The sequence below is a fragment of the Streptomyces sp. NPDC047982 genome, from assembly GCF_043204165.1.
Classification (GTDB): domain Bacteria; phylum Actinomycetota; class Actinomycetes; order Streptomycetales; family Streptomycetaceae; genus Streptomyces.
Window position 1 is genome coordinate 194,656 of sequence record NZ_JBIDBS010000008.1, and the last position, 16,044, is coordinate 210,699.

General features: G+C 69.4%; 16 protein-coding genes and 1 pseudogene. 10 read left to right on the top strand and 7 right to left on the bottom strand.

The window, feature by feature from the left end; translation table 11 throughout:
- The 6 genes from ACGF2V_RS12870 to ACGF2V_RS12895 form a co-directional block, all read right to left on the bottom strand.
- Complete coding sequence (locus ACGF2V_RS12870) at nt 1-720, bottom strand: class I SAM-dependent methyltransferase (RefSeq protein ID WP_362626335.1); 720 nt, start codon at nt 718-720, stop codon at nt 1-3.
- Complete coding sequence (locus ACGF2V_RS12875) at nt 717-1,262, bottom strand: hypothetical protein (RefSeq protein WP_362626338.1); 546 nt, start codon at nt 1,260-1,262, stop codon at nt 717-719. The genes ACGF2V_RS12870 and ACGF2V_RS12875 overlap by 4 nt, the downstream gene beginning before the upstream one ends.
- Nucleotides 1,259-2,287: an alpha/beta hydrolase gene (locus ACGF2V_RS12880; protein WP_362626341.1), complete on the bottom strand. Its 1,029-nt coding sequence runs from the start codon at nt 2,285-2,287 to the stop codon at nt 1,259-1,261. The genes ACGF2V_RS12875 and ACGF2V_RS12880 overlap by 4 nt, the downstream gene beginning before the upstream one ends.
- Entirely contained in the window at nt 2,284-3,120 is an 837-nt protein-coding gene (locus ACGF2V_RS12885) for a hypothetical protein (protein WP_362626343.1), read from the bottom strand. Before ACGF2V_RS12885 ends, ACGF2V_RS12880 begins: the two co-directional genes overlap by 4 nt.
- A 90-nt stretch (nt 3,121-3,210) precedes the next feature.
- Complete coding sequence (locus ACGF2V_RS12890; RefSeq protein ID WP_362626346.1) at nt 3,211-3,390, bottom strand: hypothetical protein; 180 nt, start codon at nt 3,388-3,390, stop codon at nt 3,211-3,213.
- A 364-nt stretch (nt 3,391-3,754) separates the two neighbouring features.
- Nucleotides 3,755-3,955, bottom strand: coding sequence for a hypothetical protein (locus ACGF2V_RS12895; RefSeq protein ID WP_362626349.1), 201 nt, complete (start codon nt 3,953-3,955; stop codon nt 3,755-3,757).
- Between the two features lie 553 nt (nt 3,956-4,508).
- On the opposite strand from ACGF2V_RS12895, the gene ACGF2V_RS12900 reads away from it, so the two are divergent.
- The 5 genes and pseudogenes from ACGF2V_RS12900 to ACGF2V_RS12920 all read left to right on the top strand — a co-directional run bounded on the left by ACGF2V_RS12900 (nt 4,509) and on the right by ACGF2V_RS12920 (nt 11,058).
- Nucleotides 4,509-5,522 (top strand): ABC transporter ATP-binding protein, encoded by a 1,014-nt coding sequence (locus tag ACGF2V_RS12900; protein ID WP_362709741.1) that lies wholly within the window; start codon nt 4,509-4,511, stop codon nt 5,520-5,522.
- Nucleotides 5,519-6,373, top strand: coding sequence for an ABC transporter permease (locus ACGF2V_RS12905; protein WP_362626355.1), 855 nt, complete (start codon nt 5,519-5,521; stop codon nt 6,371-6,373). Before ACGF2V_RS12900 ends, ACGF2V_RS12905 begins: the two co-directional genes overlap by 4 nt.
- Nucleotides 6,374-6,621: 248 nt before the next feature.
- Nucleotides 6,622-7,840, top strand: a pseudogene (locus ACGF2V_RS12910) (DUF2786 domain-containing protein).
- A gap of 328 nt (nt 7,841-8,168) precedes the next feature.
- Nucleotides 8,169-10,322, top strand: coding sequence for an FUSC family protein (locus tag ACGF2V_RS12915; protein ID WP_362626361.1), 2,154 nt, complete (start codon nt 8,169-8,171; stop codon nt 10,320-10,322).
- 493 nt (nt 10,323-10,815) lie between these two features.
- The gene (locus ACGF2V_RS12920; RefSeq protein ID WP_362626364.1) at nt 10,816-11,058 is read left to right on the top strand and encodes a DUF397 domain-containing protein; all 243 of its coding nucleotides are present in this window, start codon (nt 10,816-10,818) and stop codon (nt 11,056-11,058) included.
- A 200-nt stretch (nt 11,059-11,258) separates the two neighbouring features.
- On the opposite strand, the gene ACGF2V_RS12925 is transcribed toward ACGF2V_RS12920, so the two are convergent.
- The gene (locus ACGF2V_RS12925) at nt 11,259-11,819 is read right to left on the bottom strand and encodes an ATP-binding protein (RefSeq protein ID WP_362709760.1); all 561 of its coding nucleotides are present in this window, start codon (nt 11,817-11,819) and stop codon (nt 11,259-11,261) included.
- Here ACGF2V_RS12925 and ACGF2V_RS12930 point away from each other — a divergent pair.
- The 5 genes from ACGF2V_RS12930 to ACGF2V_RS12950 all read left to right on the top strand — a co-directional run bounded on the left by ACGF2V_RS12930 (nt 11,755) and on the right by ACGF2V_RS12950 (nt 15,938).
- A complete protein-coding gene (locus ACGF2V_RS12930) occupies nt 11,755-12,072 on the top strand; it encodes a hypothetical protein (protein WP_362626461.1) in 318 nt (105 codons plus the stop codon). The genes ACGF2V_RS12925 and ACGF2V_RS12930 overlap by 65 nt on opposite strands.
- 73 nt (nt 12,073-12,145) lie before the next feature.
- Nucleotides 12,146-13,030 carry a helix-turn-helix transcriptional regulator gene (locus tag ACGF2V_RS12935; RefSeq protein ID WP_362626367.1) on the top strand — a complete coding sequence of 295 codons (885 nt, stop codon included), beginning with the start codon at nt 12,146-12,148 and terminating at the stop codon, nt 13,028-13,030.
- A gap of 53 nt (nt 13,031-13,083) precedes the next feature.
- The gene (locus ACGF2V_RS12940; RefSeq protein WP_362626370.1) at nt 13,084-14,559 is read left to right on the top strand and encodes an aldehyde dehydrogenase family protein; all 1,476 of its coding nucleotides are present in this window, start codon (nt 13,084-13,086) and stop codon (nt 14,557-14,559) included.
- Between the two features lie 166 nt (nt 14,560-14,725).
- On the top strand, nt 14,726-15,277 hold the full coding sequence (locus ACGF2V_RS12945; RefSeq protein ID WP_362626372.1) for a DinB family protein: 552 nt from the start codon (nt 14,726-14,728) through the stop codon (nt 15,275-15,277).
- 19 nt (nt 15,278-15,296) lie between these two features.
- The gene (locus ACGF2V_RS12950) at nt 15,297-15,938 is read left to right on the top strand and encodes a PadR family transcriptional regulator (protein ID WP_362626375.1); all 642 of its coding nucleotides are present in this window, start codon (nt 15,297-15,299) and stop codon (nt 15,936-15,938) included.
- The last annotated feature ends 106 nt before the right edge of the window (nt 15,939-16,044 follow it).

The following is a 16,044-nucleotide window of genomic DNA, read 5'->3' on the forward strand; positions in this document are numbered from 1 at the left end:
CTAGTCGGCGCGGCGCGCCACGTACCAGTCGTAGGGCTGCAAGCCCTCGGCCGGATGGACGCGGTCGATCGTGAACCCGGCCTCGACCAGGCACGCTTCGACCTCGTCACGTTCGATCAGCAGAATCCGCTCGCTGAACTCGACCGGCGGTTCGCCGTCCTTGTCGACGCGGGTGTCCATGGTGAGTACGTCCGCCTCGTCCAGGACGACGGTGAAGGTGGTCGTTCCGCCGTGATGCGGCATCGGCACGGTCAGCGTGTGCTGCTCCACGAGGGGCCGGTAGGCGCTGGTGGAGTAGTACTCCAGCGACAGGGAACCGCCCGGCGCGAGTACCCGGACGATGTGCTCGAACGCGGTCGTGAGCTCCTCACGGGAGCCCACGCAGGCGAGCGAGCCCATGGTGGAGTAGGCCGCGTCGAAGGGGCCGTCGAAGGGCAGGGGGTGGCGGAAGTCGGCTTCCACCGGCGTCACGTTCTCGGGAACGCCCTTGCGGCGGAATTCCTCCAGCATCGCCGGGGAGTTGTCCATGCCGGTCACCGCGCGCGCGATGCCGGCCACCGGCAGCGCCACGCGGCCGGTGCCCACGCCGATCTCCAGCACCCGCGCGTCCGTGACGTACGGGCGCAGCCGGTCGACGGCCTCCTCGGTCGGCATGGCCGGGGCGATCAGGGAGTCGTAGACGGACGCCACCGCGGTGCCGTACTGCACGTCGTGGGTCACGGGTTCACCTTCTCGTAGTCGAAGACCAGGTCGTACTTGGGGTCCTCGCTGTGGTCGTAGCCGGAGTAGCGCACGAGCATGACCTGGAACAGCGGATAGTCCGGCTCGGGCGTCAGACGGGCCCGCACGAAGTCGTTGACGAGCTGGTAGGCCGACTTCTTGGCCTCCTCGTGCAACGGGGTCATCGCGCCGGGGTTGTGCACGAGGGTCGACGCGACGTCGAAGATGGCCTTCTCGATGCGGCGGCCGGGGAACCAGAAGGCGTGGATCATCTTCCGCGGGTTGATCGCGTACACCTCGCGCCACTCCGTGTGCCGCGTCTTGTCCTCGCTGGCGAGGCGGTACAGGAAGTGCTGGTCCTCCATGGCGGGCGTGGGCGCGAAGAACCGCCAGTTGGGGATCGCGATCCCGGTGCCGGTCTTGTCCGCCTTGCGGACCTTGTCGAAGCCGCGGTCGGGGTGCTGGGACAGCACGGATGCCACGAACCATCCGGCGAAGATCGTGGGAATCGCCCACTCCATCGCCTTCGCCGTCCTGCTCACACTGCCTCCTGCGGTTGCTGCTGGTGCCCGGCGGAGAACCGGCTGGTGACCTCCGCCACCGCGTCCTCGATCGCCCGGGCGGTGAGCGGGGCGTGCTCGGTCCCGCCGGTGATGGACAGATGGGTGGAGCCCGGGATGGTGAGGACGCTGCCCCCGGTGCCCGAGGCGACGTACTCCTCGTACAGTTCCCCGTGCTCGGGGGTGCTCCGCATGGTCGATTCGGCGGCGAGCACCCGGACCGGTATCTCCAGGGAGTCGAGGGGGCGGCCGCCGTCGAGCATGAACGCGTACGAGTAGTCCCACTCCCGGCGCGTGGTGTGCCAGGTCGAGGTGGAGGAGCTTTCGAGCCGCAGGGTCCGGTAGTGCGGGCTGCCCTCGGCGAAGGCGAACAGGCCCTTCTTGTCGATCAGCAGACCGCCGCCGAACGCCGCCGACCAGGGGCCGAGTTTCATCGTCAGGTTCACACCGCGCGAACCCTCGCGCTGCTTGCGGGAGTTCAACAGCTCGCCGGGGTGGGTCGGGTCGACGAGGACCAGGCCGTGAATCCGGCCGGCCGGGGCCGCCGCCGCGGTGCGGTGGACGAGGTAGCCGCCGAGCGAGTGACCGACGAGCAGGCAGGGGCCGTCGGTGCCCACGCCTTCGTCGATGATCTCCAGGAGATCGTTCACGGACTCGTTCAGGGAGTAGTCCTCGGGGCAGCGGCGCAGCGACCCGCGGTACCCGGCACGGTCGTACAGCAGCAGGGAGATGCCGGGGTCGAGGTGGTCGGCCATGAGCAGCCAGGACGCCGAGGTGTTCATCAGCCCGGCTTCGAGGACCAGGGTCGGTCCCCCCGGGGTGCCGCGGCGTGTGTGGTACGTGAGGATGTTGCCGCTGGAGCAGCGCCGCCGGTGCTCCTCGAAGCCCGCGTGGCCGCGGCGGGAAACGAAGTTGGCGTACGTCCGGTGGGCCAGGCCGGCGGCCAGGCATGCCGCCAGTCCCGCCGTCGTGAGTGTGGGGAAGGTCGGCGCCGGTCGCTTGTTCACGCCGCCTCCCCGGTGCCCTTGGCGAGTGCGCGCACGGACGGGTAGGTCGACACGAAGGCCCAGGCGAAGCGGGAGAGTCCCATGAAGCGGGCGTTGGCCAGGTGGAAGGCGCCCATCACCAGCAGACCGGCGTCGATGTACTTGCCCTTCTTGAGCAGCAGCAGCGGGAAACCGGACTCCAGGGCGAGGACCCCGTGACAGATCGCGCGGGACACGGCGGGATACCGGTCGAGTTGCTTGAAGAACCACTCGTCGCCGTAGGTCTGCGTCCGCATGATCTTCGCCAGTGCGTCGCCCGAGCGCCAGGCGTCACCGGGGAGTTTGGCCCACCCGGACGCCCCGTACGACAACACGGTCTGGGCGCCGATGAACTGCACGGCTGCGCGGCGGGTGGCGTCCGTTCCGCCAGCGCGGCCGAGCGCCGCCGCGGTCTGGACCAGGAAGGACACCTGGTCGGAGCCGTCGGTGCCGAAGAGATGCCGGGGGTACACCAGGACCTGGCTGATGGCCAGATAGGCGTTGGCGGCCATCCGCACCTTGTTGTTCCGCACCGGCGAGATGAGCACAGCCGCCGCCAGGGCGCGAGAACCGTGCATGGCCTGGGTGACTGGTTCGCGGGCGATGAAGTCCCTGACCGCCTGCATTCCTCGGGTCCGGGCCGGGACCTGTGCCCTGGTGTGGGTCCAGTCGTTCAGACCGCCCGGTTCACGGTCCGTCCTGCGCACCATGTACTCGAGGCTGGACAGGAGATGCGTGGCGGCGGACAGCCGTTCGGCGGTGGTGAGCGGCTTGGCGCATGCCGACTCAGCCACCTTGCGGAGACGTGACAACATGATCTGTTCCTGATCGCTTGGCTGTTGCGGTGGCGGAGCAAAGAGGAAGCGGGGAGCCCTTGACCAGGGGGCTCCCCGCCGGTGTCCCCGTTACCTCTGGGCGGTCTTGACCGCGACGCCGACACCGGCGGCGGCGGTGAGGATGGCGGACGCCTTCGCGCCCGCCACGACGCCCGCCACGAAGGCGGCCGGGGTGGCCATGACAGGGGCGACCGAACCGTCGGCCGACTGACCGATACCGGCGTTGACCTTCTCAATGAGCACCGACATGGTGCTTCCTCCTTTGATCTGGTAAATCGGACAGGGGCCGGTTCTGGCAGGCACCAGCATTGCCTGCCAGAACCGGACCGTCTGGCGCAGCCCGAACGGGGCTGCTGATGGGGTCCACCACACGCTCACGCAACGGACCGAACGGAATCGGCCATGAGCGGACGGGCGCCGGGGAACGCGCCCGAGGAATGGCTGCCAGGGAACGGCCGCCAGAGAACGGCCGCCCGGGCCATGACTTCCCGGGCGTGGGCCGATGCCGTCCATGCGCCGGGACGGCCGTGCCGAGCGGGGTGGGGGGCGTGGTGCACGGCCCTTCCGCGGGCCGGCCCATGGCCGGTGCCCGGGGCGGGCGCGGTCACCGGTGTCAGCCGGTCGCGACCTTGTACGCCACGTAGGCCGCACCGGTCACCGCGGCGGCGCCGACGACGGCGCCGGCAGCCTTGGCGACCACGGGCGTCGCGATCAGGGCCGGGGTGGCCATGACCGGGGCCGCGCCGCCGGCAGGGGCGCCTGCCTCAAGAATTCCCGCGAGGGACGAGTTGGCGTTTACCTTCTTGGTGAGCATGGATTCCCTTTTCCGTGTGTTCAGGCGTGGAGAATCCCGTCGCATTGTTCAATCAAGGCGGCGGATGTGAATTCTCATGGCCTGTGATGACTTACGCGCTGCTGCCTGAGGGAAAAAAATCCGATCAGGCTTCATGTGTGCAGTGGGCGGCAAAGGGGTGGTGAAGACAATCGGGGAAGGTGGCGAATGGATTCGGGCATGGTAATGCCCAACCATTTGCTGTGATTCCCCGTACCCCGTTTGAGCTCGACGGCAAGTGCCCAGGTCAGAGGCTGAGCCGTCCTGCGAGACATGAAGCTAATCGACCGCAAAGCGTGAGTCAAGGTCAACTTGGCGAAAGCTTTAGGTATCGCTATTTGCTAATGATTGTGCAAAATGTCCGAATTTTGAGGTCTCGTGGAAATGTAAAGCCCTCGAACCCTCAAGCGAAGCTCAAATGGAAGAGGTTTGTGCCTGGCGGGCAATTCGGAATTGCTCGATCCGGTTAGCCGGAAGGGGGTCGTCGTGTGAGGATCTGTTACGCCTCACCCCCGCATGCGAGGAGGACGAGAACATGGCGGAAGTGAAGGAAGCGAAAGCCGCTCATATCGATGTCCACGACGTTTGGCGCCGATATGGACGCGGGAAGAACGCGTTCGACGCCGTGCGTGGTGTCAGCTTCACCGTGCGGCCGGGTGAGCTGTTCGCCCTGCTGGGCACCAACGGGGCCGGCAAGACCTCCACCGTCGAACTCCTGGAAGGTCTGGCCACGCCGCGGCAGGGGCGCATCCGCCTGTTCGGCTCTCTCGACCCCGTCGCCGACCGTGCCCGGGTGCGTCCGCGGACCGGCGCGATGTTGCAGGAGGGCGGTTTCATCTCCCACCTGACCGTGCGGGAGACCGTCGGGATGTGGGCCGAGCTGACCTCCAGATCGCGCCCGGTCGGCCGGGCACTGGAGCTCGCGGGCCTCTCCCATCGCTCCGACGTGATGGTGCAGAACCTGTCCGGCGGCGAGCGGAGGCGGCTGGATTTGGCCATTTCCACCCTGTCGCGGCCCGAGATCCTCTTCCTCGACGAGCCCACTGCCGGCATGGACCCCGAAGGGCGCCATGCAACCTGGGAGTTGATACGGGAGTTGCAATCCCAGGGGGCGACGATCCTGCTCACCACGCACTACCTGGAAGAAGCCGAATCCCTCGCCGACCAACTGGCGATCATGCACCGTGGGCGGATCGCGGCCTCGGGCTCGGTCGCGCAGATCGTCGCCGATCATCCGTCCACCTTGTCCTTCGGGCTGAACGGGCGGACGGCCGCCGAACTGCCCGTCAGTGGGACGGTGCGGGAACACAACGGCCGGGTGACCGTCACCACCGGCCAGTTGCAGAAGGACGCCGCCCGCCTTCTCGCGTGGGCCGAGGACCACGATGTCGTGCTCGACCGGTTCACCGCGCGGCCCGCTTCCCTCGAAGAGGCGTTCATCAGCATCGCGGGCGTCGGCGGGAGCCGGGGGCGGGAGGGCCGGCCGCAGGAGGACCGGCGGCAGGACGACCGGCGACAAGACGGTCGACGACAGGAAGAGGCGGTGTGAGCGGCGTGGACGGTGTGAGCGGTGTGAGCGGCGTGGACGAGGTGGCACGCGCGGGCGGCGATCATGACGCGGGCGGCGTGAGCGGTGTGAACAGTACGGCCATGCGGCACATGCGGACCCTGTTCCGGATCGAATGGAAGCTGTTCAACCGGATCAAGTCCAACTACATCTTCGTGCTTCTCGTCCCGGTCATGATTCTCATGGCGATGCGGTTCGTGCAGGAACAGTTGGACTTGGGGGAGCACGGTCTCCAACCCGGGCCGTTGATGGTGTCCACCGCCACCGGGATTCTGTTGATCTTCTCCTTGTACTCGTCCGTCACCGGTCTGTACGTGGCGCGCCGGGAGGAGCTCGTCCTCAAGCGGCTGCGCACCGGCGAGGTGTCCGATCCGGTGATCCTCGCGGGTGGCGCCTCCATGTACATCGCGATCTGTGTCGTTCAGGTCGTCGTGGTGGCGGTGGTGCTGTCCGTGATGTTCGGGGCGGTCCCGCGGCAGCCCTTCGCGGCCGTGATGGGGCTGATCACCGGAGTCGCGCTCATGACGGCGATGGCGGCGGCCACGGCGGCCCTGTGCCGTACGGTCGAATCCGTGCTGGTCGCCACCTTGCCGGCGATCTTCATCCTGCCGATGGTCTCCGGGGTCTACATCCCCCGGGAGGTGCTGCCGGAGGCCCTGGGTGAGGCGCTGCTGTTCGCTCCCCTCTCCTCCACGGTCGATCTCGTGCGTTCGGGGTGGACCGGAGAACTGTCCATGAGTGGTGTGCTCGGCAGGTCCGTACTCGCTCTCGCCTGGACGGGCGGGTTCGCCTGGATCGCGGCCCGCCGGTTCCGATGGGAGCCGCGCACCTGAGAGCCCTGGTGGTCCGAGAGCCCGGCGGTCGGTGAGTGGTCGGATGGGCGGCCGGTCGGACGGTGGGTGAGGAGTGGGCGGGGAAGGCGGGGAGAAGGGCAGCCGGTCAACGCGCAGGGCTGCGATATCCACAGGCTGTGGACGGGGGTGTGGGCGGACCGCCCGACCTGCCGGGACGGGGCCAGGCCGGCCCGGTGCCGGGCAGGTCGGGCGTCCTGCCCGTTCGGCGCCCTGCCTACGCTGACCTCATGGAATCGGTGATCGACCAGGCATTCGCGGCGGCTCTCTACTCGGACGGCGACGCCGGTCTCGACACCGGGGCCTCGCTCCTGGCCGCCGCGCCGGCGTCCGACACGGAGCTCGTCCGGCGCGGAGAGGAGTTCGTCCGCCGTGCCTGGGAACGCGGCTGGCAGCCTGCCGACGTCCTACGTGTCGTCCGTCGCGAACTCGACGAGACGGCCGCCGGGCTCGTCGCCGGGCTGATCGTCTCGCAGACCGGACGGTACGAGGGGCTGCCGCCCCGCTGGCGGGAGCAGGTCGACAGGTTGCCCGCCGCGCCCGCCCGGAACCGGCCCGACCGGTTCTCTTACGCCTCTGCCCTCCTGGGGCTCTACCGGATGCTGCTCCGGCTTCCCGCCATCGAACCCGTCGGCCCGCCACCCGGCGCCTCCCCGGTCGGGCTGCCCCTGCCGTCCGCGCACGGCGAACCCCGGATGCTCACCCGTATCCGCGCCCTGCTCGCCAAGGCGGAGGCGACCGGTTACCCCGAGGAGGCGGAGGCCCTCACCACCAAGGCGCAGGAGCTGATGGCCAGGCACTCCATCGACGAGGCCCTGCTCGCCGCCCGTACACACAGCACGCAAGCGCCCGGCGCGTGCCGGATCGGGGTCGACGCCCCGTACGAGACGGCGAAGGCGATCCTGCTCGACGCCGTCGCCTCGGCGAACCGTTGCCGCGCGGTGTGGAACAGCGACTTCGGCTTCTCCACGGTCGTCGGCTTCGAGCCGGACCTGGAGGCCGTGGAGCTGCTGTACACGTCCCTGCTGGTCCAGGGCACGGTGGCGATGACGAAGGCGGAGGCCGGTCAGCGGGCCGACGGACGCAGGCGCACCAAGACGTTCCGGCAGTCCTTCCTCATGGCGTACGCCCAGCGCCTGGGCGACCGGCTCGCGGCCGACACCGCCCGCGTCACCGAGACCGAAACGGAAGCCGGGGCCGTCGGGGCCGGGGGGGGACGTCGTGTCGGCGGCCCGGCTGCTTCCGGTCCTCGCGGCTCGCGACGTCGCCGTCACGGAGGCCGCCGAGCGGATGTTCCCGCAGACCACGACCACCAGGGTCCGGGGCGTCACCGATCCCGACGGATGGAGCGACGGAACGGCCGCCGCGGACCGGGTCAGGACGGGCGGCCCGGGGCCCGGCATCGCCGACGGAAGCGCGGCGCGCACCAGGCCGCGACGGCGGAAGTGAGGCGGGGCGGCCCCCGACGTACCGGCTCTCGGCGTACCGGCTCTCGGCGTACCAGGGTGCGGCGCCCGGTGTCAGGGGCCCGGCGTAACGGGACGGGCGTAGCAGGGCGGGGCGTATTCGGCGGGCGGGGTGGGGCGCACGGCACCGGGACGCCGAGCCTCTCGGTGAGAGCTTGGGCCCCGGACGCGTACCGAGGTACCGGGCGCCCGTGACCCTGTCCCGGAACAACCGTCCCGGAACAACCGTCCCGGAAGAACGCTGTCCCGGAGGGCAGGATTCCAAAGTCGAACAACTCGGGCGAATCGGAGATTCCGGCTACGCTCTGGGCATGAGCTGGCTCCGGGCGCTGAAGGAGACGGCCCGCTCGGGGCTGACGATCGAGCGGCGGCGTCTCGAACCGCTCATCGCGATCCGCGGTGCGGCCGGGCTCGCCCTCGTCATCGGGATCAGCCTCCTGCTCTTCGGGCCCGTCGTCGCCGCCAGCTCCGCGTTCGGCGCGTTCCAGGCGGCCATCGCCACGTTCCAGCGCAGCTGGCGTCCCCGGCCCGTGCTGGCCCTGGTCTCCGGGGCGAGCCTCGCCGTGTCGACCTTCCTCGGCTATCTCACCGGCGCCCACCTGCTGTTGTTCCTGGCCCTGCTGGTGCTCTGGACCTTCCTCGCGGGGCTGTCGTGGGCGGCCGGGCCGACGGCCGGGCTCATCGCGTCGTCCAACGTGGCGATCATGCTGGTGACGGTCACCCTGCCCACCTCCGTCGCGAACTCGGCCGTGCACGCCGCGGTGATCCTTTTCGGCGGCCTCGTACAGGCGGCCCTGATCGTCCTGTTCCCGGTCCGCCGGTGGGGTGCCCAGCGCGACGCCCTCGCCGACGCCCTGGCCGCCGAGGCCCACTACGCCCGTCGGCTGCGCCACGACCCGCTCGCCCCGTTCGACCCGGTGCCGCTGATGACCGCCCGCAACGCGGCCGCCGTCACGCCCTGGCAGGCCCGCCGCCGTCCACCCGAGCTGCGCGGTTCGCGCGGTGTCGCCGAGCGGATCAGGCCGGTGCTCGCCTCGCTCGCGGACCCCGCGATGGGCGTACCCCCCGAGGGACCGGCGCGGGACCGGGTCCGCGAACTTCTCGCCGCCGCCGGTTCCGTGCTCGACTCGGCGGCCCGCGCGATCCGTCACGGCGACCCGGTGAAGCTGTCCCCGTCCGCCGTCGCCGCGCTGAGGACCCCCGACACCGGCTCCCTCCTCGAAGGCCCGCCCCGCCGTGCCGCCGAACGGCTCGACACGTTGTTGTCCGACGTCATCGAGACCGCCGAGGGCGAGGGCACGAAGGAGGACCAGGCCCGGGCCGAACAGGCCGCCGAGGCACTCGGACAGGCAGGGGGAGAGGCACCCGTCGCCCCGCACCGCCGCCGCCCCACCCTGCTGCGCCTGGTCCCCGTCGTGGCGCGGGCCATGCGCGCCGAACTGCGTCCCGGCTCCCCGATCCTGCGGCACGCCGTACGGGTCGCCGTCGTCGTCGCGGTCGGCTATCTCATCGGAGCCGCGCTGCCGTTCGGCCACGGTTACTGGGCGCCGATGGCGGCCTTGATGACGATGCGGCCGGAGTTCTCCCAGACGTACGGGCGTGCCGTGGCCCGCTTCGGCGGCACGATCGTCGGGGTCGCGCTCGCCACGGCGATCGTCCGGACCACCGACCCCGGCGCGACCTCGTCGGCGGTGCTCGCCGTGTGCTGCGCCCTGCTGATGTACCTGCTGATGCGTACCGGGTACGTCGTCGGCCAGGTGTGCGTCTCCGCCTACGTCGTGTTCCTGCTCGGCATGGGGGGCGACAACGTGTCGCAGACCGTGCAGGAACGGGTCGTCCTCACCCTCGTCGGCGGTCTCCTCGCGGTGATCTCGTACGCCGTCTACCCGGCTTGGGAGACCCCGCGGCTGCGCGGCAGGCTCGGCGACTGGCTGAAGGCGGACGGGCGATACGCCGCCTCGGTGCTCGGCCAGTACGCCGTACCGGCCGAGCACGGACAGGACGAGGTGCGGTCCGCCCTGCTCGACACCCGTGAGGCCCGGGTCGCCTGGCAGGAGGCGGTGGCCGCCGCCCAGCACGAACCGGTGCGCAACCGCGGTCTTTCGCGGGCCGCCGCCCACGACACCGAGCACGCCCTGGCCGAGTTCGGGCGGGTCGCGATGCTGCTGGAGGCGCATCTCCCGTGCGGTTTTGCCACTCCCGTACCGGAGGCCGGGGCGTTGGCCGAGGCGCTGCGCCGGTCCACCGAGCGGGGCGCGAAGGAGGTACGGGAGCGGCGGGTACCGGACTGGGCGGACGTGCGCGAGGTGCTGGCGCGGTGGGACGCGCGACAGCAAGCGGCCGAGGGAGGAACCGACCCGGTCGTACGCAGCGGGGCCGGGCTGCTGCTCGAAGCCCTGGAGGAATTCTCCCGCGGGCTGGACGCGGTGCCGGGCGCCAACCGGAACGGAGAGAAGGCGGGTTGACGCGCCGGGGCCTTGGCGGCCTGACTCCCTGACGGCCGAAGGGCCGACCTTTTGTCCAGAGGCCGGCCTGCCGGCAGGTGAGCCGTCGCCGCCGGGAGCCCGGCCGGTCTTCCCGGCGTAAGCGTCCGATCCGTTGCCCGGGGCGCTCTTCCCACTGTCACCGCCGCCGCAGCCGGTCGGCGCGAGTCGGTGAGGAGTCCGGCGGCGATCACGGCGCCGGAGCGTACGACTTTTCCGCATCTCGAATTCCCCCTTGTACGGCATAAAGACCGCGCCAAGCCACCAGTGCGCGGTATCGGGATGAGGTGACCGAGGCGGGGTAGGCGAACCGAAGAGGCATCCCGGACGCCTCTTCCTGCGTCTGACTCTGTAATCGCGGGTACACCGTGCGTGCACGTGCATTCGCTCATGCATCTGCTCATGCATGGATATCTGAACAAGGTTATGATCCGAGACAGTTGACACCTGCACCTTGTAACTCGGGGAGCGTCCTGTGCACCACGTGTACAACGGCATGGCGGCCACAGAGCTTCGCGGAGTCGTCTGGCAGAAGAGCAGACACAGCAACTCCCAGGGTTCATGTGTGGAGTTCGCGAAACTGCCCGGCGGGGATGTGGCGATGCGGAATTCGCGCCACCCCGACGGTCCGGCACTGGTCTATACGCCGGCCGAGATACAGGCGTTGCTGCTCGGCGTGAAGGACGGCGAGTTCGACCATCTTGTCGCGGGTGGCTGACCGCATCCCTCAACAGTCGTGCGGACGGCCGGAGTGAGAAGGCGCGTAGGTCCTGCGGACCGACGGGGCGCGCACCGCCCACCCGGGACGTGCCGCGCCACTCGCTGGGCGCGCCGCCTCCTGGGCAAGCCGCCCACCGGACAAGCCGCTCGCCCATCGGACAAGCCGCTCGCCCGTCGGCCGGGTGACCCGTCCGGCGGTCAGGTCGCCAGGTGTCCACCGGGTGCGCGGGTGCACGGAACCCGTGGGCCGACCGCTGCCTCCGTGCACCCGGACAGCCGGAAGAGCGCCCAGACGACCTTGCCGCGCGGCATCACCCCGGCCCCGACGCCTTCCGCGCCGAGGAAGGGCGAGGGGTACCAGCCCCACGAGTCGCTGATGGACTCCACCAGGAAGAGACCGCGCCCCGACTCCGCGCAGTCCGCTGCCTCCGAGGCGATCGGGCTCTCCTGACTGGGGTCGCGCACCGCGCACACCAGGCGTGAGCTCCAACGCATCAAGTGCATCCGAACGGGTGGTTCCTGGGGTTCCGGTGCGATGTCCGAGGGAAGTGCGTGGCGCAGCGCGTTGGTGACGAGTTCGGAGACGACCAGTGCGACGTCGTCGAAGCGGTCGTCCAGTCCCCAGCCGGTCAGCGTGGTCCTGGTGAACCGCCGTGCCCCGCCGACGGCTTCGTAGCGGGCGGGCAAGGTACAGGTGGCTGAGCCGGAGACGGCTGAGGGATCGATGGGTGGAAGCCCTTGCCGTAACGGCGCGAGCATCGTCGATCCATTCGTCCCCATGCGAGGCACTCCCGGGATTCGCGGCTGTATCGGTACTACGGGGTACAGCGGCACAACACGAACGAGCACGCAGGTGCGCGATGGCCATCGTTCCGAATGCGCCGAGCAGATGCAAGGGCAGATGCACGTGCACGTGCCGGACCTGTCCGAACCCGTGATGGTTCTTGGTCATTTCTTCCTGCGGGGATTTTCACGGCTTTACGAAGCCCTTCCCGTCTGCGTAATCGAATGAGTACGGGGCGAAGCGTTTTGGTGGCAGAATCCGGCACTTGGGGTTCTGGGGGCGGCCCCGTGTCCAGGAAGCGATGGGGAGGACCGGACCAGTGGCGGCAGGCGAGTCGAGTGGATCTGTGGTGCGGCGCATCCTGCTGGGCTCACAGCTCAGGCGATTGCGCGACTCGCGCGGGATCACCCGCGAGGCGGCCGGCTACTCCATCCGGGCATCCGAATCCAAGATCAGCCGCATGGAGTTGGGACGGGTGAGCTTCAAGGCCAGGGACGTAGAGGACCTGCTCACGCTCTACGGAGTCACGGACGAGGCGGAGCGCGAGGCGCTGCTCGGCCTGGCGCGCGAGGCCAACGTGGCGGGGTGGTGGCACAGTTACGGCGACGTGCTGCCCGGGTGGTTCCAGACGTACGTCGGCCTGGAGGGCGCGGCGTCGCTCATTCGGGTGTACGAAGTCCAGTTCGTCCATGGACTCTTGCAGACGGAGGCGTACGCGCACGCGGTCGTCACCCGGGGCATGGGCGGCGACGCCCCCGCCGTCGAGGTCGAGCGTCGTGTCGCCCTTCGGCTGGAACGCCAGAAGGCCCTCGTCTCCGAACGTGCGCCCCGTTTCCACGCGGTGCTGGACGAGGCGGCGCTGCGCCGCCCGTACGGGGACCGCGAAGTGATGCGCGGGCAATTGCGGCACCTCATCGAAATGTCCGAACACCCCAGCATCACCCTCCAGGTGATGCCCTTCAGTTTCGGCGGACACGCGGGAGAGGGAGGTTCATTCACCATGCTCCGATTCCCGGAATCCGATCTGTCGGACATTGTCTACTTGGAGCAGCTGACAAGTGCGCTCTATCTGGACAAGGCAGAAGAAGTCGCTCAGTACGAAAAGGCCATGACGCGGTTGCATGAGGACAGTCCGGGCCCCGAGGAGAGCCGCGATCTCCTTCGTGGCCTGCTCCAACTGACCTGATTCATCGTTACGATGACGGTCCGATGGGAGTCTGCACCTGAGTTGGGGATCGTATGTCGTTCTTCTACGAGCTGGCCGACCAGTACATCGACGGCGAGTGGCGGACCGGAAGCGGCTCGTGGGACATCATCGATTTCAATCCCTACAACGGTGAGAAACTCGCCGCTATCACCATCGCGACCGCGCGCGAGGTCGACCTCGCCTACCGCGCGGCCGAACGCGCCCAGCAGTCCTGGGCCACCACGGGGCCGTACGAACGCCGTGCCATTCTGGAGCGCGCCCTGCGCCTCATCGGTGAGCAGCACGAAGCCATCGCCGAGGTCATCATCGACGAACTGGGCGGCACCCGCTCCAAGGCCGAGCAGGAGATCCACGCGGCCAAGGAATTCCTGCGCGACGCGACACGGCTGGCACTGGGCCCCATGGGCCGCATTCTTCCCTCCCCGGTGGACGGCAAGGAGAACCGTGTCCACCGCAGGCCGATAGGCGTCGTGGGTGTCATAAGCCCCTTCAACTTCCCTTTCCTGGTGGCGATGAAGTCCGTCGCGCCGGCTCTTGCGCTCGGCAACGCCGTCGTCGTCAAGCCCAATCAGAACGCGCCGGTCGCCGGCGGTGTTCTGCTGGCGAAGATCTTCGAGGACGCCGGGTTGCCCGCAGGACTTCTCAACGTGCTGATCACCGATGTCGCCGAGATCGGGGACGCGTTCATCGAGCACCCCGTGCCCAAGGCGATCTCTTTCGCGGGCACGGACCGGGTGGGCCGGCACGTCGGCGCCGTCGCGGCCCGGCACTTCAAGCGCGCGATTCTCGAACTCAGCGGCAACAGCGCACTGGTGGTGCTGGACGACGCGGACATCGACCACGCCGTCGACGCCGCCGTCTTCAGCCGCTTCATGTACCAGGGCCAGGTCTGCACGGCCGCCAACCGCGTCCTGGTGGACCGGCGCGTCGAGCGGGAGTTCACCGAGAAGTTCATCGCGCGGGTGGCCGCGCTGCGGACCGGCGACCCCAGAGACCCGCGGACCGAGATCGGACCGGTCATCAACACGTTCCAGGCCGAAGCCCTGACCGCCCTCGTCGACCAGGCCCTCGCCGAAGGGGCCACCGCACCCGTACGGGGCCGTACGCGCGGCAACCTCGTCGAACCGACCGTGCTCACCGGGCTGCCAGAGGACTCCCCGCTGCTGTCCCAGGAGATCTTCGGTCCGGTGGTGGTGCTGATGGCGTTCGACGGCGAGGACGAAGCCGTACGCATCGCCAACGACACCCCGTACGGGCTGAGCGGCGCCGTCCACACCCGCGGCATCGAGCGCGGGGTGCGGTTCGCGCGGCGCGTGGTCAGCGGGATGTTCCACGTCAACGGCTCCACCGTCCAGGACGACCCGCTGGTGGTCTTCGGCGGCGAGAAGTCCTCCGGGGTCGGCCGACTCAACGGCGAGGCGGCCGTCGAAGCCTTCACGACCCAGACGTGGATGTCCATCCAGCACGGTCGGAGCGCGTTCCCGTTCCAGGGCGTGCTTCGAAAGTAGCGTCGTCCGCCCGAAGGCCAGACGCGACTTCGCGAAAACACGCCCTAGCGTTCCGGCTCCTTCAGGGATGTGAACCGTGAGGTCGGGATCTGACCTGATGGGCTTCTAGCGTGGCCGGTGTCAGGAAGAACGATCAGAAACCGACACCGATCCCGAGGTGGACATCATGGTCACTCACGTTCCCGCGGAAGCCTTCGGCGACGAGCGCGGCGCGCTCCTCTCCTTCCTCGCGGCACAGCGCGGCGCGATCCGACGCTCGCTGAGCGGTCTGACCGCGCAGCAGGCGGCGAGCCGACCCAGCGCGAGCGAACTGTCCCTGTCCGGGCTGCTCAAGCATGCCGCCGAGTGCGAGCTCAACTGGCTGCGCATGGCCCAGCAACAGCCGAGCGAGACATCCCGCACCGAGGAGACCTGGGCAGACAGCTTCCGGCTCGTCGGCGACGAGAGCGTGGAAGGGATGCTGGAGTTCTGGGACGGCGTCGCGGCCGAGGTGGAGGCGTTCATCCGCGCGGTGCCCAGCATGGACGACACTTTCCCGCTGCCCGACAGGCCCTGGTTCCCCGAGGAGGGGCGGGTCTCGATGCGCTGGCTGCTGCTCCACCTCGTCGAGGAGCAGGCGCGTCATGCCGGGCACGCCGACATCATCCGGGAGTCCCTGGACGGCAGCACCGCGTACGAGCTGGTCGCCAGGGCGGAGGGTTACGCTGGTCAAAGTTGACCAGGAGAGGGTGCGTGACATGTCCGCGATCCGGCTGCTCGTCCTGTGCGCCGTGCGTCAGCACGGCCGGGCGCACGGCTACCAGGTCCGCAACGACCTGGAGTACTGGGGCGCCCACGAATGGTCCAACGCCAAACCCGGATCGATCTATCACGCGCTGAAGCAGATGGCGAAGCAGGGGCTGCTGGTCGCCCACGAGACCGCTCCGAGCACGGTGGGCGGCCCGCCCCGCACCGAGTACGAGATCACCGAGCGGGGCAACGAGGAATACCTGGCGCTGCTGCGCGAGGCGCTGACCTCGTACGACCAGCGGCCGGATGCGCTGGCGGCGGGCCTCGGAGGCATGGTCGACCTGGAGCGGTCCGAAGCGGTCGGGCTGCTCAAGAAGCGGGTGGCCGGTCTCGCGGCCTGGCGGGCTTCGGTCACCGAGTACTACACGCCCGAGGCCGGGCCCGAATCGCTCGGCCACATCGGCGAGATCATGAACATGTGGGTCCATTCGGCGGACGCCGGGGCCGAGTGGACGCGCGGGCTGATCGCCCGTATCGAGGCTGGGGCGTACACCTTCGCCGGGGAGGGCGAACCGTTCGTCGGTGTGCTCGCGGAGGGGCAGGAGAATCCGTACGCGACGGGTGTCCACGATCCCGGCGACGACGAGTGAGCACGGGGCCGCCCGGCCATGCCGAACCGGGCTCGGTCGTAGGGTGGTTGTTGCTGACCGCAGTCTTCTGAGCGCCGGGGTGGGGAGTTCGCCCGGGCCGGGGACC

Bases quoted from the DNA above. Each gene is read 5' to 3' on its own strand.
- ACGF2V_RS12885 (WP_362626343.1), bottom strand. From the start codon at position 3,120: ATGTTGTCACGTCTCCGCAAGGTGGCTGAGTCGGCATGCGCCAAGCCG.
- ACGF2V_RS12890 (WP_362626346.1), bottom strand. From the start codon at position 3,390: ATGTCGGTGCTCATTGAGAAGGTCAACGCCGGTATCGGTCAGTCGGCC.
- ACGF2V_RS12895 (WP_362626349.1), bottom strand. From the start codon at position 3,955: ATGCTCACCAAGAAGGTAAACGCCAACTCGTCCCTCGCGGGAATTCTT.
- ACGF2V_RS12900 (WP_362709741.1), top strand. From the start codon at position 4,509: ATGGCGGAAGTGAAGGAAGCGAAAGCCGCTCATATCGATGTCCACGAC.
- ACGF2V_RS12915 (WP_362626361.1), top strand. From the start codon at position 8,169: ATGAGCTGGCTCCGGGCGCTGAAGGAGACGGCCCGCTCGGGGCTGACG.
- ACGF2V_RS12925 (WP_362709760.1), bottom strand. From the start codon at position 11,819: ATGCTCGCGCCGTTACGGCAAGGGCTTCCACCCATCGATCCCTCAGCC.
- ACGF2V_RS12935 (WP_362626367.1), top strand. From the start codon at position 12,146: ATGGGGAGGACCGGACCAGTGGCGGCAGGCGAGTCGAGTGGATCTGTG.
- ACGF2V_RS12940 (WP_362626370.1), top strand. From the start codon at position 13,084: ATGTCGTTCTTCTACGAGCTGGCCGACCAGTACATCGACGGCGAGTGG.
- ACGF2V_RS12945 (WP_362626372.1), top strand. From the start codon at position 14,726: ATGGTCACTCACGTTCCCGCGGAAGCCTTCGGCGACGAGCGCGGCGCG.
- ACGF2V_RS12950 (WP_362626375.1), top strand. From the start codon at position 15,297: ATGTCCGCGATCCGGCTGCTCGTCCTGTGCGCCGTGCGTCAGCACGGC.